The organism is Pseudoalteromonas tetraodonis (assembly GCF_002310835.1).
GTDB lineage: Bacteria > Pseudomonadota > Gammaproteobacteria > Enterobacterales > Alteromonadaceae > Pseudoalteromonas > Pseudoalteromonas tetraodonis.
On the sequence record NZ_CP011042.1, the window covers coordinates 453,260 to 478,951 of the forward strand.

Here is a 25,692-nt window from a genome sequence, read left to right on the forward strand (position 1 = left end):
TATTTGACATGCAGCGTTCCCGCATCGCTTTTTTTGTATTTTCGGCCCTCGTTGGTTCTGTTGCTCTAAGTGGTTGTGATCAGGTAGCTGAACAACCTAAGGCTTCTGCTCCTGCAGCGACACCTGTTGGTGTGGTCACTTTAACAAGCCAAGCTATTACACTTAAAAAAGAATTACCAGGGCGTGTTAGTGCGTTTCAAATTGCTGAAATTCGTCCTCAAGTCAGTGGCATTGTTCAATCTCGGTTATTTGAAGAAGGCACACAGGTTGAGCAAGGCCAAGCGCTTTATCAAATTAATCCTGACATTTTTGAAGCAGAACTCGCAGCCAGCAAAGCGGCCGTTGCGCGCGCAGAGGCTAGTATTGCAAGCAGTAAATCTAAAGCGTCGCGTTATAAAGAATTACTAGAAATTAAAGCGGTAAGCCAGCAAGACTTTGATGAAGCAGATGCAGCATACAAGCAAGCATCTGCAGAACTATTAACGGCGAAAGCACAGTTACAAAGCGCGCAAATTAATCTTGATTATAGCCATGTTTCTTCGCCAATTAGCGGCCAAATTAGTAAATCAAGTGTCACTGTCGGGGCACTAGTCAGCGCAGCTCAAACCACAGCATTGGCAACCGTTACTCAGCTTGATCCAATTTATGTAGATTTAACCCAATCAAGCAATGAACTAACCAAGCTAAAAAGAGCATTGGCATCGGGTTCTTTAGGGGTTGATTCAACCACGCAAACAGATGTTGAACTTATTATGGAAGATGGCTCTGCGTATCCCCATAAGGGAACATTACAGTTCTCTGAAGTGACGGTTGACCCAAGTACGGGTTCGGTAACGTTACGCGCGAAGTTTCCAAACCCTGAAAAACTATTGCTACCTGGTATGTATGTACGTGCTGAGGTTGTTGAAGGGGTGAAATCTAATGCAATTCTCGCTCCTCAACGCGGCGTTAGCCGCAATACTAAAGGCGAACCTACTGCTATGGTTGTTAGCAAAAACAATACCGTTGAAAGCCGTGTATTAAAGGTAGAGCGTACTTTGGGCGCTAACTGGTTGGTAACCGACGGTTTAGCTGATGGCGATCAATTGATTGTGGAAGGGCTACAGAAAATTCGCCCAGGCGCACCGGTTGCTGCATCACAAGTACAGTCATCAGCAAATAACAGCCAATAACGGAGAATTTCATGTCACGATTTTTTATCGACAGGCCTATTTTTGCATGGGTACTGGCTATTGTGGTGATGCTTGCAGGTATTATTGCGGTTAAAAGTTTACCCGTTGCTCAGTATCCGTCTATTGCACCGCCTGCTATTACGATTACTGCTAACTACCCAGGTGCTTCTGCGCGTACTTTAGAGGACTCGGTGACCCAGGTTATTGAGCAAAAAATGAAAGGTTTAGATGGCTTGTTGTATATGTCATCGACCTCTGAATCAAGTGGTTCAGCAACATTGACTCTTACCTTTGATGCAGAAACTAACCCTGATATTGCACAAGTGCAAGTGCAAAATAAACTAGCAACAGCTACGCCATTATTACCTGAAGAAGTGCAACGACAGGGCGTTGTGGTTGCTAAGTCATCGTCTAGTTTTTTACTCGTTGTTGGTTTTGTATCGCAAGATGGCAGTATGACCAACATTGACATTGGTGATTATGTGTCATCAAACGTGCAAGATATTGTTGCGCGTGTTGATGGGGTGGGCGAAGTACAATTGTTCGGCTCTCAATATGCAATGCGTATTTGGCTCGATCCGGCTAAGTTACAAAGCTATAAACTAACGCCAAACGATATCTCTGCGGCAATAAAAGCACAAAATGCGCAAGTGTCGGCAGGTCAGCTCGGGGGCATGCCGTCATTGGCAGGTCAACAGCTTAATGCAACGGTAACGGCTCAAAGCCGATTACAAACACCTGAGCAGTTTAAAGATATTTTAGTTAAAACCAACAGCGATGGCTCGGTAGTGCGTTTACAAGATGTTGCTGATGTGGAACTCGGTGGTGAAAACTACGGTGTTGTAGCGCGCTTTAATGGTAAACCGGCATCGGGTTTAGGGGTTAAATTAGCCAGTGGCGCAAACGCTTTGGATACAGCACAAGGTGTAAAAGATGCACTTGAAGAACTTAAACCATTTTTTCCAGAAGGTTTAGAGGCGGTTGTGCCTTATGACACCACTCCTTTTGTTGCATTATCAATCGAAAAAGTAGTACATACCCTAATCGAAGCGGTTGTTTTGGTATTTGTTGTAATGTACTTATTTTTACAAAACTTCAGAGCAACTATTATTCCAACCATTGCGGTGCCTGTCGTATTGCTAGGTACGTTTGGTATTCTATTTACCTTTGGGTATTCCATTAATACCCTCACGATGTTTGCGATGGTACTGGCCATTGGTTTACTCGTAGATGATGCGATTGTTGTTGTCGAAAACGTTGAGCGTTTAATGACCGAAGAAAAGCTCTCTGCGGTTGAAGCAACGCGAAAATCGATGGATGAAATTAAAGGAGCACTGGTAGGTATTGCGATGGTGCTGTCGGCTGTATTTATTCCGATGGCATTCTTTAGTGGCTCTACTGGGGTTATTTATCGTCAGTTCTCTATTACCTTAGTGTCGGCGATGGGGCTGTCGGTACTGGTTGCGCTTATTTTAACTCCCGCACTGTGTGCTACGTTATTAAAGCCTAGCCATGTTCACACCGATGGTAGCTTTATTGGTCGTTTTTTCTCAGGCTTTAACCGTGGTTTTGATAAAACCAATAAAGGTGCGCAAGGTTTTGTTGGCCGCATGATCAAACATTCTAAGCGCTACCTGCTTAGCTATGCATTAATTGTAGGCGGCATGGTGGCTATTTTTTCAAACTTACCAACGGCATTTCTACCCGATGAAGACCAAGGTATTTTGTTTAACCAAGTAATGCTTCCTGCAGGCTCTACTACAGAGCAAACGCTTGAAGTGGTTAAAAAAGTTGAAAACCATTATTTAGAAGATCAATCTGAAGCCGTTAGTTCAATTTTTACGGTAACAGGTTTTAGTTTTGCAGGCTCTGGACAAAACTCAGCAATTGGCTTTGTTAGCTTAAAGCACTGGGATGAGCGCCAACGTGACGACCTATCAGTGGGCGCCGTTGCAGGAAAAGGCATGGGGTATTTTTCAACGATTAAAGAGGCATTTGTATTTGCATTTCCACCTCCGGCGATTGTTGAACTTGGAACCGCAAATGGCTTTAATATGTTTTTACAAGACCGTGTCGGTTTAGGTCATGATGAGCTATTAAAAGCGCGTAATCAGTTATTAGGTATGGCGAGTCAAAGTCCAATATTGGCAGGTGTTCGCCCTAATGGGCAAGAAGATATGCCTGAGTTACAGCTGGATATTGATCTTGCAAAAGCAGAAGCGCTTGGTGTGTCGCAAGGTGATATTAATAGTACGCTTTCGACGGCGTGGGGTAGTAGTTATGTAAATGACTTTATCGACCGTGGTCGCGTGAAAAAAGTATACCTGCAAGGTCAAGCCGATGCGAGAATGGTGCCTGAGGACTTAAACAAATGGTATGTGCGTAATAAAAACGGCGATATGGTGCCATTTTCAGCATTTGCTAGTTCTTATTGGTCTTATGGTTCGCCTCGCTTGGAAAGGTATAACGGCTTTTCAGCAATGGAAATCCAAGGCAGTGCAGCGCCAGGCTACAGTACAGGTCAAGCCATGGATGAAATGGAGCGTTTAGTTAAGCAGTTACCACAAGGTATTGCTTCTGAATGGACTGGTATTTCATATCAAGAGCGATCAAGTGGCGGTCAAGCGCCGTTGTTATATGGATTATCACTGTTATTTGTATTTTTATGTTTAGCTGCGCTTTATGAAAGTTGGTCAGTACCATTTGCAGTAATGATGATTGTGCCACTGGGGATTTTTGGTGCGATTGTAGCCGCCTTTATGGGTAACTTATCAAACGATATTTACTTACAAGTGGGTTTATTAACCACCATAGGTTTAGCCTCTAAAAATGCCATTTTAATCGTTGAGTTTGCGATTCATAAAATGGAAGAAGGCTTAAGCTTAGTTGACTCGGCGATTGCCGCTGTACGCCTTCGCTTACGTCCTATTTTAATGACCTCAATGGCCTTTGTGTGTGGTGTGCTTCCATTAGCTATTGCCTCAAGTGCTGGTTCAGGTGCACAAAATGCATTAGGTATTTCAATTATTGGTGGAACACTTGCCGCCTCGTCATTGGTTGTTATTTTTGTACCGTTGTTTTTTGTTTTAGTACGTAGACTGTTTTCAGGAAAGGCTAAAACCACCTCCGAGGAGGAAGTATAATGAGTTTAAGAGCAATCAGTTTTAGTGCTTTTACTTTAGCAATTTTATCTGGATGTCAGTTAGCTCCTCAACAAGAAGCGCTAAATTTACCTGTCCCTGATGCGTATGCATCAGAGACAGGGGATGAGCAGGTGTCCTCGTTACAATGGCAGCAGTTTTTTAATGATGAAAAACTTAAAACACTGATATCACAAAGTCTTGAACATAATAAAGACCTACAAATAGCTGCTTTAAATGTTCAGCGCGTGCGTGGTTTGTATCAGATTGAAGATTCAGCGTTATATCCATCACTGGATTTTAATGCATCAGGAAGTCGTCAGCGTTTACCCAGCGATTTATCAGCAAGTGGTCAACCACAAATAAGTTCTCAATACAGTGCAACGGTAGGCATGACGGCTTACGAGTTAGATTTATGGGGTAAAGTACGCAATCAGTCAGAGCAAGCATTACAAACGCTTTATTCAACTCAGCTGAGCCAATACACCATGCAAGTGTCGTTAATTACAGAGCTTGCTAATGCATGGTTAAATTACGCGACAGATCAACAGTTGTTAGCGTTGGCACAAGAGACGTTATCATCGCAGCAAGCATCCTTATCATTAACCCAAAAAAGTGTTGATTTAGGTGCCGCTTCTAAAATTACGCTGGAACAGCTTAAAAGTACGGTAGCCACAGCGAAAGTTGATATTGCTAAATACCAACGTTTAGTGAAACGCGATAAAAACGCGCTTGATTTATTAGTAGGTAAAACGGTAGGTGAGGATTTACTGCCAAGTAAGTCATTAAATTATTTATTAGACTTGCCTAGTGTGCCTGTGGGTTTACCTTCTGATTTACTAACGCAGCGACCAGATATAAAAGCAGCAGAGCATCAGCTGTTAGCCGCTAACGCTAACATTGGTATTGCCCGTGCAGCGTTTTACCCGAGCATTAGTTTAACTGCCAATGCAGGAACTGCATCACGTGATTTAAGTAATTTATTTGATGCAGGCTCAGGCACATGGAGCTTCATGCCATCGGTAAATTTACCTATTTTTAATATGGGTCGAAATCAAGCAAATTTAGATGTCGCTAACGCAGAGCAACAAGTTGCTGTAGCAACGTACCAGCAAAAAATACAGCAAGCATTTCGTGAAGTTGCTGATGTACTTGCGGATAGAGAAGGCTATAACGCACAGTTAATGGCTCTTGAGGAGTTATTACAAAGCCGAAAGACAACCTTTGAATTATCGCAGGCGCGCTACGACAAAGGGGTTGATAGCTTTTTACAAGTGCTTGACGCTCAGCGAACTTGGTATAGCGCAAGGCAGCAATTGATCACGGGCCAACAAGCTGTGCTTGCAAGCCAAATCAATTTATACAAAGCGGTTGGCGGTGGCTGGCAGACCACTACTTCAACCGTTAAGTAAATTAGTACGCATAAAGCCTGTTAACAATAAAAGGTTTTATGCGTGATTAAAGTAATGCCCGTTTAGCGTTTATTTTTTGTGATCAAAGCAGTAAACGCTAAATATTTCGAGTTGAGAGACTCGATACTGGAGTTTCAAATGAAACCTAAAAATAAAAAACACCTAGATCCGGTGCAAGCACAAGCGCGTCGCGAGCAGGTATTAACCGCCGCTGCTGATTGTTTTCGTCGCAAAGGCTACCATGGCGCAGGTATGGCAGAAATAGCTAAAACAGCCGGGATGAGTGCCGGCCATATTTATAATTACTTTGAAAGTAAAGAAGCCATAATTGAAAGTATTATTGAACAAGATATGGAAGAAATGTTTTCCATATTTCAAGAGTTTGAAGATCAACCTGGCGATATTTTAACAGTGTTACTTGATGGCTTACACCATGGTGTGCAGCGTCATATGGACACGGGGGCCTGCGTAGTTGACTTAGACATGATGGCAGAGGCCAGTAGAAACAAAAAAGTCGCTTTATTACTACGCGAGGCTGATACGCAAGCACGTAACAGAATGCGTGATTTATTAGTCAATGAAAGTAGTTTAATAAAATCACATTCAGAGCAAGAACTCGAAAGCCGCATTAATGTGATTTTCTCAGTGATGGCGGGACTGCTATTACGAAAAATGTTATTTCCTGAATTGACCGAGGAAACTGTATTGATTGCACTGCGCCCAGCGATGAAAACATTACTTATGCCATTTGATAAATAATAAGTTGAAGCATTAAATAACTATGAATATTTGACTGATATTGTTGTAAATATGAAAGAGTTATATAAATTAAGCTGCTTTTATTTAAGCGTAATCAATAAAAACTGAGTACGATGTTTTAGCGTAAAGTTATTCCTTTTTTATATTAAAAAAGCATTGATTAACAGTGGGTTATAGCCAGTTGATGTGATATCAACGCCGGTGGCGAAACGACAACAAACAAGATAAATTGCTTTTTTGGCGTATTACTTGCAAATTAGGACTATATTAAAGGCGCTAATATGGCGCTGCCAACTTAAAGGAGAGCACATGTGGGCTGCAGTCAGTTATCTTGTAACAGCATTAGTATTTATAGTACTGGGATTAAAGGTTAATTCTGTTTACTTCGCGGTTGCGTTTTTTTGGACGGCGCTGTCGCTGATATTGGTCAGCGGTGCTTATTTTTTTAATGCGGGAAAAATATTCAGAAAGCGAGAAAATGGCGTTATCCCTTTTTACATTCGTTGGGCATTTGTTCCTTTTTTGTTAGGTGCACAAATTTATAATGCATGGTCACGCAAACACGATAAGGTACCCCCAATTCAACAAATAAACGATAATTTATTTTTAGCATGTCGTTTGTTTCCCTCTGATATAGATACATTAAAAGAAAATGGCATTACCGCTATTTTAGATGTGACTTGTGAATTTGATGGACTTGAGTGGACATCTACCCAAGAAAATATTAGTTATTTAAACATTCCTGTTCTTGATCATAGTGTGCCTACTCACTCGCAATTAAACCAGGCAATTAACTGGATCCATCACCATATAAAGAAAGACCGTCGTGTTGTGGTGCATTGTGCATTAGGTCGCGGACGTTCGGTGTTTGTTATGGCAGCGTATTTATTGAGTCAAAATAAAGAAGCTGATGTACATGACATTCTTGCTCAAATCAAAGAAACACGTGAAACAGCCAATCTTAATAAACGCCAATTACGCCATTTAGTTAAGCGTCATCGCAGGGGGGAGCTACTGATAAAAAATAAAGCATATTTAATTGCTAATCCTGTATCAGGCACTAAGTTATGGTCTGAAAAAGAGCATTTAATCGTTACACGTTTATCTGCTTATTATGATTTAACCATTTTAAAAACTACACCGGAACAAAACGGCATTACATTGGCTAAACAAGCTATAGAGCACGAGCCTGATATTATAATTGCCTGCGGTGGAGATGGCACAGTCACTGAGGTTGCGAGTGTTTTAGTGGGTACGTCTTGTCGATTAGGAATTATACCGTTGGGGACAGCTAATGCGTTGGCCCATGTGCTGATGGGAATAAAATCTAAATTTATTCCTGTTGAGCAAGCGTGCGATTTAATAATTGATGGTCAGACAAACCTGATCGATACCGCATATTGTAATAACGATTTGATGTTATTGCTAATTGGCATTGGCTTTGAGCATGCAATGATTGAAAAAGCAGATAGAGAGTCGAAAAATAAATCTGGCCAGCTTGCTTATTTAAATGGGTTTTTACATTCCTTTGGCGAGAATAAAGCGCAAAAGCTGATGGTTAAACTCGATGATAATGAGCCTGAAGCTATTAATACAAATAGCTTTATTGTCGCTAATGCTGCCCCATTTACAACCCTTTTAGCCCAAGGTGGGGGACAACCCGACCACCGTGATGGATTATTAGACGTAAACTGGTTAACGCCAAACAAAGACAATGAAACCACAGTATTGAGTATTGCTGAGCTAATGTTTAGCAGTATCACGCAAACACATTTTGCTATTAACTCGCATTATACTAACGCAAAACGTGTAGAGATAAGCGCAGATAAAACGCTAGATTATGTAATTGATGGTGAGGTTAAATCTGCCGATAAAGTGGTAGTGAATATTAACCCTGCTTCATTGAATGTAATATGCCAAGAACAAAACTAACTGACTAAAAATGGCGTAAATATTACGCCATTTAGCACTCATTTATTTTTTAATAGAGGGCCATACAAAATCTGATGTATCAGGTTGCGTGGGCTCTGTTGGTTTTGGTTTATTTCTGGGTTTTCGTAGCGGTTTATTACTCATGGTATGAATATAAAGTGCTTCTACTTTATCTCTTGCCCATGGGGTTTTACGTAAAAATTTTAAGCTTGATTTGATACTCGGAGAATCAGTAAAGCATTTTATGTTTACTTGTTCACCCATTGCTTTAAAGCCTAAACGTTGCTCTAGTTCTACAAGAATTTGCTCTAAAGTTATCCCATGTAGCGGGTTTTTTGGTTGATTATTCATAGTCACACTGCTTTTTTAAACTGCATGTATTGTAACGTATCCCACCGCATCTTAATAGTTTGGAGATGGCTGGCAGATTCCAGATTGTTAATCTTGATTAATTTACAGTAATAGTTGCAGGCTTCTTGGGGTAAATAAGGTTACCTTGCTTATCAAGCTTTAGCCAAATCAATTGACTGTTGTTATGTTGGGGGTACTTTGCAGCACAAATAAGCGTAACTGAGTGAACCTGCAGTATAGCTCCTTCGCTGTAACGTTTATTATCATACCAGCACTCAGTGTTAGTGTTTATAAGCTGGGTAGCATCAACAATAGGAAGCGTTTTTATTGTGCTAGCGAAGCTTAAAGCTGAAAAACACAAGCATAAAACAGTAATAAACGAAGTAAAATAATAACGCATCAAAAACCTCCAGTGTTTAAAATAAGTACACTTAGCAAAAAACATGCTAGGGTAAGTAAGACAATATAAGTAAAACACAGAACAATAAAAAGGTGAACTGATATGCTATTTAATCAAACCATGATTGACGAATTTACACTACTAGCAAAATTTCCACGCGAGAGCAAAATGCAGGGAATTAAACTTCATTCAGACGCTGAACCCGCCTTACTAAGCGCAGCACAACGTTTGTTCGATAAAGGGGTTATAGATAGCCCAGATGGCGGTTATTTAACCGAACTGGGCTTAGATTTAATTGAGCATGTGACGGTAATACACAGTGCACTTAAAAGTTAATTTACTCTATTAGTTTGCATCAGGTTGATTTTCAGGGGCTGCATCAATAAAGGCTGCCAACTCATTACAACGCTGATATATGGCTGCTATTTTAGGGTAGGCAGCCATATCTACTTTAAAACGAATGGCATTAAATACCTGCGGTACTAAACATACATCAGCTAAGCTTGGCGACTCGCCTGCGCAAAATGTATTTTTACTATCGAGCATGCGTTCTATTTTTTCAAAACCCACTTCAACCCAGTGGCGGTACCATTTATTTTTTGCTTCATCATCAACATTGAGTTCACTACTTAAATACTTAAGCACACGTAAATTATCAATCGGGTGAATATCACACGCAATTGCATAACTTAAATTGCGAATATGTGCTTTTTGCCATGCATTACCAGGCAGTAATGGTGTTTCAGGGTATTGCTCTTCAAGGTACTCTAAAATTGCTAGAGATTGACCTAATACGCCGTCTTCCGTTTCTAAAGCAGGTAAAAGTCCTTGGGGGTTTTTCTGTAAGTAATCTGTGCTTTGTTGCTCTGATTTTAGTAAGTTTACCGGCACCAACTGGTGATCAATATTTTTTAGGTTTAATGCGATGCGCACACGATACGCTGCAGATGAGCGAAAATAAGTATAAAGCTTCATAATCTAATTACCCTTGATTGCCGTTAAAGTGTTTTTTAATTGTGCGCCAGCAGTCAGTGTAATTAGCTTGACGCTCTTTACCTTCTAATGCGTATTTAGTTGGCGATATTACATAACGTGACTCAAACATAAACGCCAGCGTATTATCGTAGCGTTGTGGTTCTAAGTCCGCATTTGACGCTTTTTCAAATACATCCGCCTCAGGACCATGCGGCGACATACAGTTATGTAAGCTCATCCCTCCAGGTACAAAACCATGCTCTTTTGCATCATAAACGCCTTCGATTAAACCCATAAACTCACTCATAATATTACGGTGATAGTAAGGCGGGCGGAAGGTGTTTTCAGCCACCATCCAACGCGGTGGGAAAATAGCAAAATCGATATTTGCAACGCCTTCAGTGCCTGATGGCGAGGTTAGTACCGTGAAAATTGATGGATCGGGGTGATCAAAGCTAACGGTATTCATGACATTAAAGCGAGCTAAGTCGTATTTGTAAGGCGCACTATTGCCTGTCCAAGCAACAACATCAAGAGGAGAATGACCAATATCACAACGAAACATATTGCCATTAAATTTAGCAATCAGTTCAAATTCGCCTTCGATGTCTTCAAAAGCCGCTACTGGATATTGAAAGTCGCGGTCGTTAGCGTAACCATTTGCGCCAACAGGACCGCGCTCAGCAAGAACATAAGCATGGCCGTAGTTTTCACAAATGTACCCACGGGCTGTGTCAGTTAATAATTGAACCTGAAACTTAATGCCGCGCGGAATGACCGCAATTTCACCGGCTTTAATACTTAAATGCCCACACTCAGTTTTAAGTAATAACTCGCCGTGTTGTGGTACAAATAACATTTCGCCATCGGCGTTATAAAAAAAGCGTTTGTCCATTGATTTGTTGGCGACATAAACATGAATGCCAATACCGGCTTGCCCATTGGCGCTGCCATTTGCAGCCATAGTGATTAAGCCATCAATAAAATCAGTAGGTGCTGCTGGTATATCAATGGGATCCCAACGAAGCATGGTGGGCGGCGTGGGCACTTCAGTAATAGGTGCTGTTCTAATTAAGCCATTGTCTATGGCTGTGTAATCGCCTTGTACAACTGATGGACGAATACGGTACATCCACGTGCGGCGGTTATCGGCGCGCGGAGCGGTAAATGCAGTGGTACTAAATTGCTCTGCGTATAAATCGTATTTTACTTTTTGCGGGCTAAATTGCCCTATCGGTAATGCACCAGGCAGCGCTTCGGTTTCAAATTCATTACCAAAGCCGGTCATATAGTTTAATTGTGTCGCCATTACTGACTCCTGTGAAAGTGGGGGAGTGTTATATTTTTGTTATTTACGCTAAGATACTCTCAAGTGAGACTAATATCAAACACACTGATTATGACCCTTGTAAATAAAAGTGAACAAATAAAAGTCGTATGTAAATAAATAAGTGATTCAATATGAAAATAGATTTAACGACATTTTTGCCTTACCAATTAACACACTTAGCAACACAGGTAAGTAATGATTTTTCGAGTATTTATAAAAAAGAGTTTGATTTAACTATTCCTCAGTGGCGAATAATGGCTAATTTAGCGCAATCAGGCCAAAGCACAGCTAAGCAATTATGCATTCAAGCAGATATGGATAAGTCGACAGTATCAAGGGCAGTAAAAACGCTAATTGATGAAGGGCTTATTTATAGCGAGTTAAATAAGCATGATAAGCGCGCTGCATTTTTGATGCTAAGTGATAAGGGCATGGCTTTATATGAAAAAATAACGCCACAAGCATTGCAGTGGGAGCGTGCATTATTAAGCTGCCTGTCGGATGCTGAACAGCATCAGCTAATCGCAATTTTTGATAAATTAAAAAATAAATTACAGGCATAAAAAAGCCCACAAAGTGGGCTTTTAAATACACTAATTTAATCAATCAAATTAGAACGTGTAACGAACACCTACACGCATTTCCCATAAAGACGCATCGCGTTGTACAGACTGTTCAGCACTACGTGCACTGAAGTTTGAGTAAACGTATTGACCTTGGTCATTAATATTTACTTCAACCATCTTATTACCCACGAAAGAGCCTTTTCTTAATACACCCCAATCATCGTTTAACATATTCGTTAAGTTATCGATTACGAAGAATGCTTCACCTTTATGGCCATCCATAAAGCCAGGTACTTCTTGAGTGATTTTAAAGTTAAATTTAACGAACCAATCAGAGTTCTGTTGGTTACGACCAGTGATTTCACCACGTTTAAGACCTTCAGATGCGATAAAGTCATTAAACTCATTGATTTCATCAGCACTCATGTTGTAGACAACGTTTGGATCATTTTCAAGTGGTACATACAATAATTGACGCGCGCCATTAGAGTTTCTATCACCAAATTGAATATCGCCCGCACCCGTGTCGCGATTACTCTTGTAGGTAAAGCTATATGGTAAACCTTTGTATGCTTCACCAAATAGGTTAAAGCGGGTGTTATAACCATCGAAGAACTCGTGTTTATAACCTAGGTTTAATGTAAAGCGATGTGGGATTTCGTAATCAGATGATGCCACGCCAGGGTTACCTGGGTTTGATGTTGCTAGGTTACCGTAGTTTGAGCTGGCTACAGAGCTAGTCATTGGGTTTACATCATCTGCATCAGTGTAAGCGTATGAGAACTGAACGCTAACGCCATTATCAAACGCTTTACTTACTGCAGCAGATATAATTGAAGACTCACCACTATCACCATTCACATTTGTTAGTAATAGTTCACCACTACGATATTTACCTGGATTTAATGGATCTTCTTTTCTTTCATAGATAGGACGACCATCAAAAGTAGTTTTACCAGAATCTTGTAAAGCAATATCTACAAGAGTCGCTGCATCTCGCTTCTTAGTGTAAAGGTAATCCAAAGCAATAACATAGTCGTTTTCTGTAGTATATGTAGCACCTAAAGAGTACTTCCACTCTGATGGGATTTCAAAGTTAGGATCTACCGCGTTTGTTGTAGCATCACCCGAACCAATTTCAGTATTTGCTACTTTATCAAACATATCTTGTGGAACGTCGTAACCTGGAGTACCACCATTTACATTTGGCGTATCAAATAGGTCAACTAGAGTGACTTCATCATCACCAGAACCAACTTTATAAGAATTACTGATATCGCTGATATAAGCACCAATATTGGTGATACCATCATTTGAATATGAGTTAGACAACCATACATTAGGGTTACCGCCTGAGAACAAACCAACACCCGCACGTACTTCTAGTGCATCGGTTGCATACCACTCAAAACCTACGCGTGGTTGAATTAAATCAATACCGTCAAACGTTGACTGATTGCTAAAACCGTAACGATTAGTGAAATTCTGATTTAATGTTGGTTTGTCATCGCTTGAATAGCTGTCGTAACGAAGACCAAATGTTAATGATGCATCGATATCTGAAAAGCTGTATTCATCTTGTACATAAAATGTATTTTGTGAATAAGCAAAGTTAGCAGCTGCATCATTTGGGTTATTCGTACTTGCAGAGTTATTATAATAAACTGCATTAGCAATCCCATTTCTGTATGCGTCAATCGAAGCAAAACGCCATTCACCTTCAGTATGTTGTACGAATTGGTTAAATACTTCTAACTTTTCATACTCAAAACCAGCGGTAATCGTGTGCTGATCAAGGTAGTAGGTACCTGAGAATTTAGCTGTTGTGGTATCGTAGTTTAAATCATTTGATTGACGAGAGTCATCAGGACCAACGTACACCGTGGCATTATCTGTGCTGATTTGGAACTCACCAAAACCGCTTGCTGCGTCTAAAGATTGAACGCGAGCGTCAAGCTCTGATTTACCTAAACGAACTTCAGTTGAAAAGTTGTCATTCCAATCAGAGTAAAGTGATGCAACGATTGAAGTGAACTCTGCGCCTTGCTCATAAAAGTGGCTGTCAAATGCGAGCTCATCACCATCTGCATCTGATTGCGATAAAGTAAAGCCATCATTGTAGTTATAAATTAGGTTAGCACGGTGGTCATCGTTGATGTTCCAATCTAGCTTCACTAAGATTTTTTCATCTTCTACTGGTGAGCTAGCTGGTGTTGCACCGGCTTCGTAACCATAAACATCACGTGTAATTTGTTTAATTTCATCAATTTCTGCAGAAGACACTAAAGATGAATAGTTAAACTGTTTAACACCTTCAAGTTTTTCGTAAGAAGTGAAAAGGAACAGCGTGTCATTAATTAGCGGTAAACCAACATTAAAGCCATAACGTTTTTCACTGTAATCGCCGTTATCAACGTCATTACCTTCAATCTTATCGCCTTTCATCGAATCGTTAGTGTAATCGTAGAATACACCACCGTGAATGTCGTTGCCGCCAGATTTGGTAACTGCATTGATGTTACATGATGTAAAACCACCATATTGAACATCAAAAGGGGCTAATTCTACCGCTACTTGCTCGATTGAATCAAAAGAGAACGGAGCGCGAATAGTAGGGTAACCGTTTGAGCTTAAACCAAAGTTATCGTTCATGCGAACGCCATCAAGGGTTAAGCTGTTAAAACGTGGATTACCACCACCACAGTTGATTGAACCACGGCTATCATCGATAGCAACGCGAGGGTCAATACGAATAATATCTTTTAAATCACGGTTAATAGCTGGTTGATTTTCAAGATCGCTTAATGTGAATGTTGAAGCAGGACCCGTACCACCAGACATAGTGCTAATAGGACGACCAGTTACTACAATTTGTTCAACATCTGAGATATTTTCAAGTGAAGTATTAACAGGGTAGTCGCTACCAATGTTCAAGATAATATTATTGAACTCTTGGTCAGCGTAGATGTCTGAGTCTACAATTACTTTGTAAGGGCCGCCAACGCGAAGACCTTTAGCAGTAAAGTAACCAGCGTCATTTACTTCAGTTGTTTTAACAGAGCCTGAAGGAACATGTAAAATAGTAATTTTAGTTCCTGCAGCAGGGTTACCGTTAGGACCCTTTATTTGACCTTTAATTGCAGAGGTTGTTTCGTTTGCAATTGCAGCACCACTCACACCAACACATGCTGCTATAGCAAGTGATAGAGCTGTTTTGCGAAGTTGAATTTTCATTTTATTTTCCCGTGTAGTTAAATAAACTTTTAATAGCTTTTTTATTTTAATTTTGGATTAAGCGACCGCAAAATACACTTAACCCAAAATACTTACATAGTGTACCTCATTTGTTTGTTACAAATAAAATACAACTGTAATTTTTTTATTATAAAACACTTTATTTATGAAATTTAGCATTTTATCTATGTTTCAATATTTTACCGTGCAAATAGTAAGTAGTTTTTATGACAAACAGATGAAAAGTGATTTTTTCCATAAAAAAAGCCATTACATTCATGTAATGGCTTTTTTAATTTTACGAGTTTTTGATGTACAGGCTATGTATTAAAACTTATAGCTAACACCAATTTTAGCTTGCCAAGCTGATGAGCTAGTTTGATATTGGCTATAGTTACGAACATCAGCGCCATTAAATCTGCTATCAATTATATAACGACCTTGATCGTCTAAGCCGCCAAAGTCGTAAACTGCTTGGTCAGAGAAACCTAAGCGCTTTTCTACGCCCCAGTCACTGTTTAATAAGTTGGCAAAGTTATCAATCATAAAGTAAACCTCACCGCTATGACCTTTTGCAAAACCAGGGATCTCTTGTTTAACGCTAATATCCATAGTGGTAACCCATGGTTGCGTACCTGAGTTACGGTCTAAGATTTGGCCTCGCTCAGAAATACCCGCTCTATTAAGTAGTGTCTCAAGTTCACTCCATGATAGCCCTGATTCATCCCAATTTACATTGGCATCATCTGCACCAGTTGGAATATACGCTAAATAAGCTGAGCTTGAATAAAAGTCACGCGTATCACCTAAGTCACTATCTTGATACATACCCATAGTATAGCTAAATGGACGACCAGAGCGACGTTCGAAATACACATTAAACCTTGTGGCATAACCACTGAAGAACTCAGTGTTATACGCTAAATTAACTTTAAAGCTATGCTCTACTTCATACGCACCACGGGCAGCAAAGTCTTCATTTCGGCTCTTAGTGATATTGTACTGATAGTTGCTTTGTGCACGTGAAGAAGAACCTGAAGACGCTTCTGTTACATCTTGATGCGCATAGCTTGCTGAAATATAAAGGCCATTTTCCCACTCTTTAGCTAGTGCTGTTGTAATAATAACAGAACGACCATCATCAGTTGAGTTAGTCATTGCTATATCAAAGTTATCAGCTAAATCACCGCTGTAAATACTTTCATAGATGATACGCTCGCCGTCGGCCGCTACACCTACAGGTTTAATGGCGGTGTTATGCCACACAGCTTCGTTTTCTTTTTTGTGATAAGCAATTTCTGCTTGCCATTTAAAGCCTTCACCTAGTAATTCAGAATCAAAGTCGTACTCAAATCCAAGTTGTGCACGAATACTTGACGGTAGTTCAAAGTTAGGATCAACATAGTTAGTGCTACCTGCACCTTGAACTAAAGAGCCTTTTATGGCATCTGGTACTTGAGTGATATCAGCTTGATTATTAGCATAATAATCGTTAATAGCACTTTGAGGTGCATCTACAAAAGTAATGCCATCGTTTTGGAATGAGTTATTGTACCAAACGTTAGGGATACCACCTTGGAAACGACCTACACCACCGTTAACTGTTAATGCTTCTGTAGCGTAATACTTAAAGCCAATACGCGGTAGAATAATATCTAACCCATCGAGGTTTTCTTGATTGCTAAAGCCATAGGTGTTTAAAAAGTTTTCGTTGAGTGTTGGTTTATCATCAGAAGATAAACGCTCATAACGAACACCTGCCGTTACTTCTAAATCATCACCAACATAAAAAGTATCTTCAATGTAAAGTGCTAATTGATTACGGGTTGCGTCGTAAGCAGTGTCATTAGGGTTATTTGTAAAGGCATTGCTGTAGCTAAAATCGTACTTTCCTTTGTAGTTACCTACTTCACGATTTTCGAAACCATTAAAGTTATCAAATTCCCATGAACCGAGAGAGTTAGCTGCAAAAAGGTTGTATAAGTTTAACGACTCATATTGCATACCAAAGTTAATTTCATGCTCGTCCATTAAATAAGTGGCATCAAGAGAAAGTGTTAAATTTTCTGTTGCTGAGCTATTTGCATGGCGAAACTCATCGGTACCAAAGTTATAAGAAGGCCCGCGGAAGTATTCTTCAACTTTAACGCTACCAATATCAGAATTTGTTAAACTTCTCGATGATACATCTTTGTATGCAATACCGATTTCAGTTGAAAAGTCTTCATTCCAATCTGAATATAGCTTGGTAGCAAAGTTATTAAACTTGGTTGCGTAGGTATAACGACTTGATGCAAACTGAACTGATGTGCCACCAGTACCAAAGTTTGTTTCATCTTTGTCATCTTGCCACTGATAGGTAAAATCTAAGCGATGATCATCAGCAATGTTCCAGCTTAATTTTACAAGTAATGTTTCGTTGGTGTCTTTAGGGTCGCCTCCAAGAGAGTCTGTTAAGCCGTATTCGTTATTTAGAATATTAAGGAAACGGTTATAGCTTTCTTCACTCACATCGTATTCGTTGGTTGCGCCTGAACCTTCAAAACCATAATCTAAATCTAGTTCACTCGACCATTTGTTGTAGTTAACAAAGTAAAATAAGGTATCGTCTATAAGTGGGCCGCCAACATTAAAACCGTAGCGTTTTTCAGTTTGATTAGGTTCTACTTGTTCAACAATGTATGTGCGGTGACCATCGTCATCTAAAACAGGGCGGTTATCAGCAAACACTTGAGATATGCTGTCTACATCGCCAGCAATATCTGGTGTCGATGTTTCGTAAAAACCAGAAAACTTAAGTTCGTTAGTACCTGACTTAGTTACCGCGTTAATAGTACCACCACCAAAGTTGCCTTTAGAGGCTGAAAATGGAGAAACATCAACAGATATTTGCTCAATCGCATCAAGGGCTACAGGGGGCTGCGAAGTAGGGTAGCCGCCGTAACTTAAACCAAAGTCGTCATTTTGGCCAATACCATCTACAGTTAAACCATTTGTACGTGGGTTGCTACCGGCAAAGGTTAGCTCGCCGCTACCATTAATACTAGCAAGTGGGTTTAAACGTGCGATGTCTTTAATGTCACGATTAAAGCTAGGCATATTATTGATAGTATCTTCGCCAAACGTACTACTAGAGCCACCTGACTGTTGTACAATTTTATAACCAGAGACTTCAATCTTTTCAATGTTTAGCGGCGCTAATTGCGATGTTAATCTGTAAGTTTCGCCAAGGTTTAAAAAGATGTTTTCAACGGTGGTATCGTTAAACGTATCAGAGTCGATGATCACAGTGTAAGGTCCACCAACACGCAAACCATTCGCAATGAAAGTACCACTTTCATTGGTCGTTAGTTCACTAATTGTGCCAGTTGGTTGATGAACAACCTTAATTTTAACGTTTGCAGCGCTCGCACCTGAAGGTGTGGTTATTTTACCACGCATTGCAGATGAAGTGTCAGCAGCCATAGCGCTTGTTGAAACTCCTAGAGCTAGAATTACAGCCCCAGTTAATTTCGAAAGGCGAAGCTTAGTCATAATGTTGATTTCCCATGTAGATGATTTAAGTTAGAAACTAAATTTATTTTTGTGTTTGCTGTGTTAAGGCCATTTTTGATTGCGTGTTAGCAGGATCAAATAATGTATTTAACAATCCAGCCAAGCGAATTCCCGCTTGTTGCAAGCGTGTTTTCACAATAGGGGTGTTGTTGTAGATATAGTCGTAGCTAATCTGTTCTTCTGTTGAGTCATATATTTTTAGGGCTAAGTTGTGCGACTCTTCAAGCCAGCTTGCTGGTGTACTTTGTAAATATTCACTAATTAGCTCGCTGTTGTTGGTATTTATAAACTGAGCGTATTCAGTAAAAGATAAGTTTTCGTTTTCTACTAACTTGGTATCCCATAAGCTATGAAGATTGGTTTGTTGGTTAAAAAAAGAAACCTTAACGCGATTGCCGCCTCTATCTTCTGCTCTTCCTGCATGAAATGGTTGATGGCTGTCGCCGACTAAGTGCACCAAAAAACGCAAGCTAAACTGTTTGGCCGCAAGGCTTGATTTATCATCTTTCAACACGCGGATAGAGTAGTGAATGCCTTCTAATATGTTTGTTACTGATTCTTTGTGTTTAGTGTGGTCGTGGTCAAAACTAAAGGTCGCGTTGTCATCAGCATTAATGTAATGCCAACGAGATGATTTTTTTTGCCAAAAGTCACCTGGTGCAGATCGCATTTCGTCAGGCCATGTTGAAATCTGAGCTAAAGATTCGCCGTTGAGATAGGGGATAAGTGCAGTCTTAGTAGTTTCGCTTATGTGCGACTCTGCAATTTTACCCACTACACGATGCCCGTTTTGGCCCCAAGCATTACAATCTGTGCTTGCAAATATTGCACTAATTAAAAGTGTTAAAGAAAGCGAATATTTTACATTTTTGTACATTGAAGCATCCTAGTTAGTGTGACATTTATTTTGTAAACGCTGATAAGGTCAATTGTCCTCATTTTTTTGGTTGATAGAAAGGACTCAATAAAATTCATATTTTCTTGTTTAAAATTGTTTTTATTCAATGGCTTGGGTTTGACAGGTAAAATTACCTGTTGTAATAAGTAATTAAAATTGTTCAAATGAGCTATTACTCTAATTTAAATGGGTGTTTTTTGAATATTAAGAAGTTAATGTTGCATAAAACAGCGATTGTTATATTTATGTTTCTGGGCGTGTTGCTAAGTTGGTTTTCAGGTCAAGTTATTGTGGGCGAAGAAGATATAACATTCCCAGTGATAATAGAGACATCAACGACATGTCAAACAACGGCAACGGCTAATAAGAGTCAACTTATAGTATTTACCCCCTCAAAATACGTTGCTCAGTTACTTACTCAAAATCTCTGTGGCGACAAAGTAGTGGCAAAACAGTATGGCTCTGTCATTGGCTATTGGGGATATAGAACCGTTGATAGCTTAGAGTTTGTAGGTAAAGGTATTGCAGATTTAATTTTAGCGAAAAATAATATCATGGATGCGTTTAAGGCTGAATCTACTTACAACTATCAGCCTGTGGTTGGCTTTTCTGATTACACTGCATTTTTTATCTCTTCAAAAGAAAAACCTAAGATCAGCAAACAATATTTTTTAGATAAAAAAATCGGTCTGTTAGATTATCCAACGAGTCGCTCAGGACACATTTTACCCAAGCAAGCCTTTAAAGAGCTAGGCCTAAACATTGCTCAGCTAAAAATAACCTATGCGAGTTCACACAATGAGTTGAGAGAATTATTGGCGAACGGGGAAGTAGACCTTATTGCCTCTTTTTGGAGAGAAAGTGACAGTCAGCGTTTTTCAAAAAATTATATTACGCCTATTAGTAGTAATGTGGCAGGCACCCGTTGGTACTTAAAAATGCAGCATAACAATACTGATTTACTCTGTGCTGTACAGTCTCACTTATTGAGTATGTCTAAGGAACAATCGTTTCAATATTATCAAGATGTTGAGCCATATTGGCAGTGCAATAGTTACCCCGTTACCTTTATAGGGGAGTCGTAATGAATAGGTTAATATGGATAATATGCACAATTTTTTTATTCTTGGTTTTCTCGTCAGTATTTTATTTTTCGACAATACAAAAACAACAGCAAGTAAATAAATTACAAATAATACAAATAGAAAAACGAATCGCTTTAGACTTACCTTTGTTAGATTTATCAAATGAGCTGCTTAAACACTCAGGTAATAAAGCAGCTTTACTTAATTATATTCAAACCTTAAACACCTTTATTGATAGTACCGGTATTGAGGTTGTAGCTATAACGCCAAAACATGAATTTGATGCTTCTTTAAAAACTTCCACAGAGTTTATTCGAGAGTTAAATAGTAATAATGGTGTGGTGTTTATTGTTTTGTCTTTGAGGCAGCCGTATTTTACGCGTGATGTGATAGCTATTTATGGGATGCTTTTTATTCTTAGCATATTACTAACATACCTAATAAAATTAGCATATATCAACAAAAATGATGATAAACAGGTTATTCACGCAGAATCAAATACTACAGAGTCAAAACCATTAACCCTGATTATTGATTTAAAAAGTAAAACCTTATCTAGTAGCGTTTCTTTGGAGCACCAAGTGGCTTTGGCAAACAAACCTCTATGTTTTTATTTAGCGCTTGTTGAATATTGCACTAACAATCCAGAGATCAAGCTTAATCATAACAAGAATGTACCCGAGGAATTGATAGAGCTTGCCAATAAGTATTTCTATCGTTTAGTTGAGCTTGGTCATACAGTAAGAAAACGTCCAAACTTTAATAACAGTCTAGAGAAAACATTAAGTGAAATTCGTGCGGCACTGGATGACGTGTTAAATGATTGCCCTGAACAAAAGGGATTATACTACCCACCGAAAGCATTTGGAGAGGGCTCACGCTCACGAATGCACAGTTATGGGTTAGCAAATGTGGGTCAAGGAAATATAGAAATAATAGGAAAGTAATCGTGCTTTGCTACTTAACCATAACTCTGATTAAGAGAGCTTAAATTGGTTTGGTTAGCACATAAACCTCAACGATGAGTGTCATGACTATATCAATGACACTCATCACTGTTCAATACAGATTACTATTTAGGTGCAAACTCATGTGCATCAACAGGGCTGTGCTCTGCAAAAAATCGTTTTAATGCCTGAGCGTCCGTTTCATCGGTGCTTACGAATCCTTTCATGTGAGTAATTTTAGGGTAACTATCGCCACCAGAAGCATTATATTCATTAATACTCATGCGGTATGTTTTGTTTATATCAAGCGGCTTGCCGGCGATGAACACGTTAGTTACTTGATCCTCTTTAAGCTCAAAGGCTAAGTTGTGGTATTGCATGTAGGCTCCAGAGTCTGGTGGGAAACGCGTCACGACATTTAAATAGGTTAAAATATCATTGCCTTTGAAATCGATATAAGCGACACGGTTTTTAAAAGGCTGTACTTTGAGTATGTCTTTATAACTCACGTCACCCGCATTGATGCTATCGCGAACACCGCCACCACTGATAATGCCAAAATCGGCACCTACGGTATTCATTTGCGCTTGAATAATAACGCGGGCAAGGTTAGTTTGCTCAAAGCGTACTTTATTTCGATCTCCCTCGAGTCTGTCATTCACAAAGCCAATTTTACCTTCAATTTGCTTTGCCCCTTTTTGTTGGTATGCCGCTAAAAAGGTTTGCAGTGCTGGATCTGGTTTAATGTAATTTGCAGCAAGTACGGATTTTACGCTACCGTCTTTTTGCTTTTTATCTACGTATAAATTAACGGGCAATAATTGATAACTTAGCAGTGATAATTGACCGTTTTCTAATTTAAACTCCGCTTTACCCACATACTTACCCCATTCATGGGCTTGCATTATCCAGGTTCCATTTTGTCGATCAGGTTTACAGGCTAAACCTGGCTTAAAATTCTCATCTGTGACATTTTCTGCAGCCATACACACTGGCTCTTGGGAATGGCCACCAATAATCATATCAAGGGCATTTTTATCTAAAGAGCGGGCAAGTGTGACATCACCTGGGGCATTTATTCCATAATTGGCATCTACATAATGCCCCATGTGCGTTACCGCAATGGTAATGTCAGGATTGTATTTTGCTTTTAATGTTTGGGTAAGTGAGGCGGTTATTTCAACCGGATCTTTAAAATCTAAATGGCCAATGTATTGCGGGTTACCAATTTTAGCGGTGTCTGTCGTTGTTAACCCAATTACAGCAATGGTTAAGCCGCCTTTGTTGAATATTTTATAACGTTCAAAGATAGTTTCATTAGTTTGTTTATCAAAGATATTAGCTGATAAAAGAGGGAAATTAGCCCATTGCTGTTGCTGTCTTAATACACTTAATGGATTATCAAACTCGTGGTTACCTAGTGCCATTGCGTCATAGCCAATTTTCGACATGCCTTTGAAATCGGGCTCAGCAAATTGTAGATCTGATTCAGGGATACCGGTATTAATATCGCCACCTGATAATAATAAAACCTGATGCCCTTGTGCTTTTGCATCGGCTCTTAGCTGGTCGATTAGGGTTTTACGCGCAGCCATACCATATTCGCCTTTTTCATTATGCCAAAAGCGACCATGATTATCATTGGTATGAAGAACAGTTAAATAGTGTGCTGCAGGTTTATTGACTGAGTCACTGACACAGCCATATAAACCAAGAAATAAAATGAGAAAAACAAGAATACGCATAAAATACCTATCGATTAACAAAACTCAGTATAGTAGGCGGCTAGTTTAAACTAGTTCGAGGTTAAAAAAACGCACTTATTCATATTTTTCAGCCAATGAGACTTCACGTTGCTGCTCTACAACCCGTTTTCTGCGTGCGAGCTCATCATGTGCGTATTGAGATTTTTGATGATTTACATCAATCATCCATTTCAAAAAGCTGACGGGAAGCTGGGTGTATGGTTCACCTTGGTGTAGCCCAAAGTCACAAATAGTCGTGTTGTTTGCCATTATATTTACTCCTATCACTGTGTAGGCTGATAATAACAAAAAAAGAGTGATTGATAAGGGGCTTTTTAAGTACCTTGCTAGGCTTAAAGTTAATTAAAAAAGAGTCACCGTGATGTACACCAAGGCACTCAGACAATTAACTCTCCATCACGTGTTTAAAATTAAAATGTAAACAGTTGTAACTACAGTGTAATTACTTTGATATGAATTGTAGCGTTAAGTGCTTATGTATCGATTTATAAAATGAATAACACTACTCTATGACGCCTAATGACAATAAAAAATAGGAATAATAATGAAGAAGCTTATCTTAGCGTCAATTTTAACTGCAGCGAGCTTTTCAAGCGCAGCAACCATAGTCGAAATGCAAACGAGCCAAGGAACGATAGAAATTAACTTGTTTGATCAACAAACACCTAAAACAGTAGAAAACTTCCTAAGTTATGTTAATGATGCAGCGTATAACCAAACAGTAATACACCGCTCTGTTGATAAGTTTGTCATTCAAGGAGGAGGTTTTACTTTTTCTGACAAAATGGATCCCATTACAATCAAGCCAGCGGTTATTAACGAACCTGTTTACTCAAATGTAAAAGGCACAATTGCCATGGCAAAGCAGGGCGGCAACGAAAACAGCGCCACTAGCCAATGGTTTTTTAATATGAGTGATAACAGCCAAAACTTAGATTTACAAAATGGTGGGTTTACCGTTTTCGGACAAATAACAGCACAAAGCCAAGAAACTTTAGATAAAATAGCGGCCTTAGTTCATTGTGCAGAGGTACCATTGGTTGGTATTACTAAAGAGCAATGTTCAGATGAAAATGTGGTTATTAGTAATCAAAACTTAGTATCAATACAAACGGTGGTTGTGCTTGATGACGATCCTAATTCAGCACAAAATTTAACACCTAAAGAGAATACATTAATTGATAACGTAGAAGTGACACCACCACAAAGTTCAGACTCTAGTGGCAGTATGGCATGCTTATTAGGCGCACTATTGCTTGTAGCACCTAGGTTAAAACGCACTAAATAAGCCGTAAAAATAACGGCGACTTATCATAGCCGCCGTTTTTTAGTTAGGGTCTGTTGATCTTTGCGGATTACAATTTGTTCAAACTAGGGGCGGTTTAATCGCTGCGCGAGGTTTGTAACCTAGTGGGCTAAGTAAAAACCGAGCAACAAAGAGTAAACCGCCCCTAGGCAGAACCCGAAGGGCACCGCCTGTTTGGCATTGATGCTGCGTTATCGCCTATTTATGGGGAATAACCACACCACATAGGCTCAGCCTTGCCTAAATACCAAACAGACTGCTGCAAATTTAACCTTGAAAGGTCATCAGACCCTAGTTGTAAAGTACGCTCACCAGTAACATTACCCATATTACAAACACAGATAAGCAGCCTAGCAAAAATACTCTAAAACGGGCTCTTAAATGATTACTACCAAGGTGAATGAGGCTATGAATAATGCGTGTCGCTACAAATATACACGCCAATACTGCAATAGGGACACTCGCCATATTAAGCTGTAAAGCAAGTAAACAACCCGCATAAAAAAGCACAGGTATTTCAAATTGATTGCTAAAATTACGATCAGCGACTCTGACATGATCGCCCGCATTATCAAGTCGCATAGCAGCAAAGTCACTTAACTGTATGTGTTTGTTTTTAGCCGCCGCAAAACGTCGTTTTCCCATTATTACCATCACAACTAATGAAAGTGTTACCTGAACGAACATGGCTATTATTATTATCTTTTCCATAACTTACCTTATTATTTATATTAACTATTCACAATGTGTTACACAATTAAGTGCTAATTAGTAGCATAGTATTAATTGATAATGGTAGTTTATAAGTGATTTAGTCTTTTTATAACACTAAGCCCATATTTAACAGCAATGGATATAACTAAA

General features: G+C 39.4%; 20 protein-coding genes. 10 read left to right on the top strand and 10 right to left on the bottom strand.

Annotated elements, in window-relative coordinates; all coding sequences use genetic code 11:
* Positions 1-8 precede the first annotated feature (8 nt).
* The 5 genes from PTET_RS17775 to PTET_RS17795 all read left to right on the top strand — a co-directional run bounded on the left by PTET_RS17775 (position 9) and on the right by PTET_RS17795 (position 8,415).
* Positions 9-1,172, top strand: coding sequence for an efflux RND transporter periplasmic adaptor subunit (locus tag PTET_RS17775; RefSeq protein ID WP_013463138.1), 1,164 nt, complete (start codon positions 9-11; stop codon positions 1,170-1,172).
* 11 nt (positions 1,173-1,183) lie between these two features.
* Positions 1,184-4,315, top strand: coding sequence for an efflux RND transporter permease subunit (locus tag PTET_RS17780; protein ID WP_013463139.1), 3,132 nt, complete (start codon positions 1,184-1,186; stop codon positions 4,313-4,315).
* Complete coding sequence (locus PTET_RS17785; RefSeq protein ID WP_013463140.1) at positions 4,315-5,724, top strand: efflux transporter outer membrane subunit; 1,410 nt, start codon at positions 4,315-4,317, stop codon at positions 5,722-5,724. The genes PTET_RS17780 and PTET_RS17785 overlap by 1 nt, the downstream gene beginning before the upstream one ends.
* 138 nt (positions 5,725-5,862) lie before the next feature.
* The gene (locus tag PTET_RS17790) at positions 5,863-6,483 is read left to right on the top strand and encodes a TetR/AcrR family transcriptional regulator (protein ID WP_013463141.1); all 621 of its coding nucleotides are present in this window, start codon (positions 5,863-5,865) and stop codon (positions 6,481-6,483) included.
* 309 nt (positions 6,484-6,792) lie between these two features.
* Entirely contained in the window at positions 6,793-8,415 is a 1,623-nt protein-coding gene (locus PTET_RS17795; RefSeq protein ID WP_013463142.1) for a diacylglycerol kinase family protein, read from the top strand.
* A gap of 42 nt (positions 8,416-8,457) precedes the next feature.
* Here PTET_RS17795 and PTET_RS17800 read toward each other — a convergent pair whose 3' ends face one another.
* Positions 8,458-8,766: a VF530 family protein gene (locus PTET_RS17800; protein ID WP_013463143.1), complete on the bottom strand. Its 309-nt coding sequence runs from the start codon at positions 8,764-8,766 to the stop codon at positions 8,458-8,460.
* A gap of 97 nt (positions 8,767-8,863) precedes the next feature.
* Positions 8,864-9,166 (bottom strand): DUF1496 domain-containing protein, encoded by a 303-nt coding sequence (locus PTET_RS17805; RefSeq protein ID WP_013463144.1) that lies wholly within the window; start codon positions 9,164-9,166, stop codon positions 8,864-8,866.
* A 102-nt stretch (positions 9,167-9,268) separates the two neighbouring features.
* On the opposite strand from PTET_RS17805, the gene PTET_RS17810 reads away from it, so the two are divergent.
* On the top strand, positions 9,269-9,502 hold the full coding sequence (locus tag PTET_RS17810) for a TIGR02647 family protein (protein WP_008112333.1): 234 nt from the start codon (positions 9,269-9,271) through the stop codon (positions 9,500-9,502).
* Positions 9,503-9,511: 9 nt separating this feature from the next.
* Here the strand turns inward: PTET_RS17810 and maiA are convergent, their stop codons facing one another.
* Both maiA and hmgA read right to left on the bottom strand, forming a co-directional pair.
* Positions 9,512-10,141: a maleylacetoacetate isomerase gene (maiA, locus tag PTET_RS17815; RefSeq protein ID WP_016899147.1), complete on the bottom strand. Its 630-nt coding sequence runs from the start codon at positions 10,139-10,141 to the stop codon at positions 9,512-9,514.
* 7 nt (positions 10,142-10,148) lie between these two features.
* Positions 10,149-11,450: a homogentisate 1,2-dioxygenase gene (hmgA, locus tag PTET_RS17820; protein WP_096039059.1), complete on the bottom strand. Its 1,302-nt coding sequence runs from the start codon at positions 11,448-11,450 to the stop codon at positions 10,149-10,151.
* Between the two features lie 152 nt (positions 11,451-11,602).
* Between hmgA and PTET_RS17825 the strand changes: the two genes are divergently transcribed.
* Positions 11,603-12,034, top strand: a complete 432-nt coding sequence (locus PTET_RS17825; protein ID WP_013463147.1) for a MarR family winged helix-turn-helix transcriptional regulator — start codon at positions 11,603-11,605, stop codon at positions 12,032-12,034.
* 48 nt (positions 12,035-12,082) lie between these two features.
* Here PTET_RS17825 and PTET_RS17830 read toward each other — a convergent pair whose 3' ends face one another.
* The 3 genes from PTET_RS17830 to PTET_RS17840 all read right to left on the bottom strand — a co-directional run bounded on the left by PTET_RS17830 (position 12,083) and on the right by PTET_RS17840 (position 19,703).
* Positions 12,083-15,271, bottom strand: coding sequence for a TonB-dependent receptor (locus PTET_RS17830; protein ID WP_013463148.1), 3,189 nt, complete (start codon positions 15,269-15,271; stop codon positions 12,083-12,085).
* A gap of 327 nt (positions 15,272-15,598) precedes the next feature.
* Entirely contained in the window at positions 15,599-18,805 is a 3,207-nt protein-coding gene (locus PTET_RS17835) for a TonB-dependent receptor (protein WP_096039060.1), read from the bottom strand.
* 43 nt (positions 18,806-18,848) lie between these two features.
* Positions 18,849-19,703 carry a S1/P1 nuclease gene (locus tag PTET_RS17840; RefSeq protein ID WP_013463150.1) on the bottom strand — a complete coding sequence of 285 codons (855 nt, stop codon included), beginning with the start codon at positions 19,701-19,703 and terminating at the stop codon, positions 18,849-18,851.
* 236 nt (positions 19,704-19,939) lie between these two features.
* Between PTET_RS17840 and PTET_RS17845 the strand changes: the two genes are divergently transcribed.
* Both PTET_RS17845 and PTET_RS17850 read left to right on the top strand, forming a co-directional pair.
* Positions 19,940-20,809 carry a type 2 periplasmic-binding domain-containing protein gene (locus tag PTET_RS17845; protein ID WP_013463151.1) on the top strand — a complete coding sequence of 290 codons (870 nt, stop codon included), beginning with the start codon at positions 19,940-19,942 and terminating at the stop codon, positions 20,807-20,809.
* Positions 20,809-21,756 carry a hypothetical protein gene (locus PTET_RS17850; RefSeq protein ID WP_016899144.1) on the top strand — a complete coding sequence of 316 codons (948 nt, stop codon included), beginning with the start codon at positions 20,809-20,811 and terminating at the stop codon, positions 21,754-21,756. The genes PTET_RS17845 and PTET_RS17850 overlap by 1 nt, the downstream gene beginning before the upstream one ends.
* Positions 21,757-21,881: 125 nt before the next feature.
* Here the strand turns inward: PTET_RS17850 and ushA are convergent, their stop codons facing one another.
* Together ushA and PTET_RS17860 are read right to left on the bottom strand one after the other, a co-directional pair.
* Entirely contained in the window at positions 21,882-23,501 is a 1,620-nt protein-coding gene (ushA, locus tag PTET_RS17855; protein ID WP_013463153.1) for a bifunctional UDP-sugar hydrolase/5'-nucleotidase UshA, read from the bottom strand.
* A 75-nt stretch (positions 23,502-23,576) separates the two neighbouring features.
* The gene (locus tag PTET_RS17860; RefSeq protein WP_013463154.1) at positions 23,577-23,771 is read right to left on the bottom strand and encodes a hypothetical protein; all 195 of its coding nucleotides are present in this window, start codon (positions 23,769-23,771) and stop codon (positions 23,577-23,579) included.
* 295 nt (positions 23,772-24,066) lie between these two features.
* On the opposite strand from PTET_RS17860, the gene PTET_RS17865 reads away from it, so the two are divergent.
* The gene (locus tag PTET_RS17865; protein WP_096039061.1) at positions 24,067-24,810 is read left to right on the top strand and encodes a peptidylprolyl isomerase; all 744 of its coding nucleotides are present in this window, start codon (positions 24,067-24,069) and stop codon (positions 24,808-24,810) included.
* 309 nt (positions 24,811-25,119) lie between these two features.
* Here the strand turns inward: PTET_RS17865 and PTET_RS17870 are convergent, their stop codons facing one another.
* On the bottom strand, positions 25,120-25,539 hold the full coding sequence (locus PTET_RS17870; RefSeq protein WP_029609943.1) for an MAPEG family protein: 420 nt from the start codon (positions 25,537-25,539) through the stop codon (positions 25,120-25,122).
* Positions 25,540-25,692 lie beyond the last annotated feature (153 nt).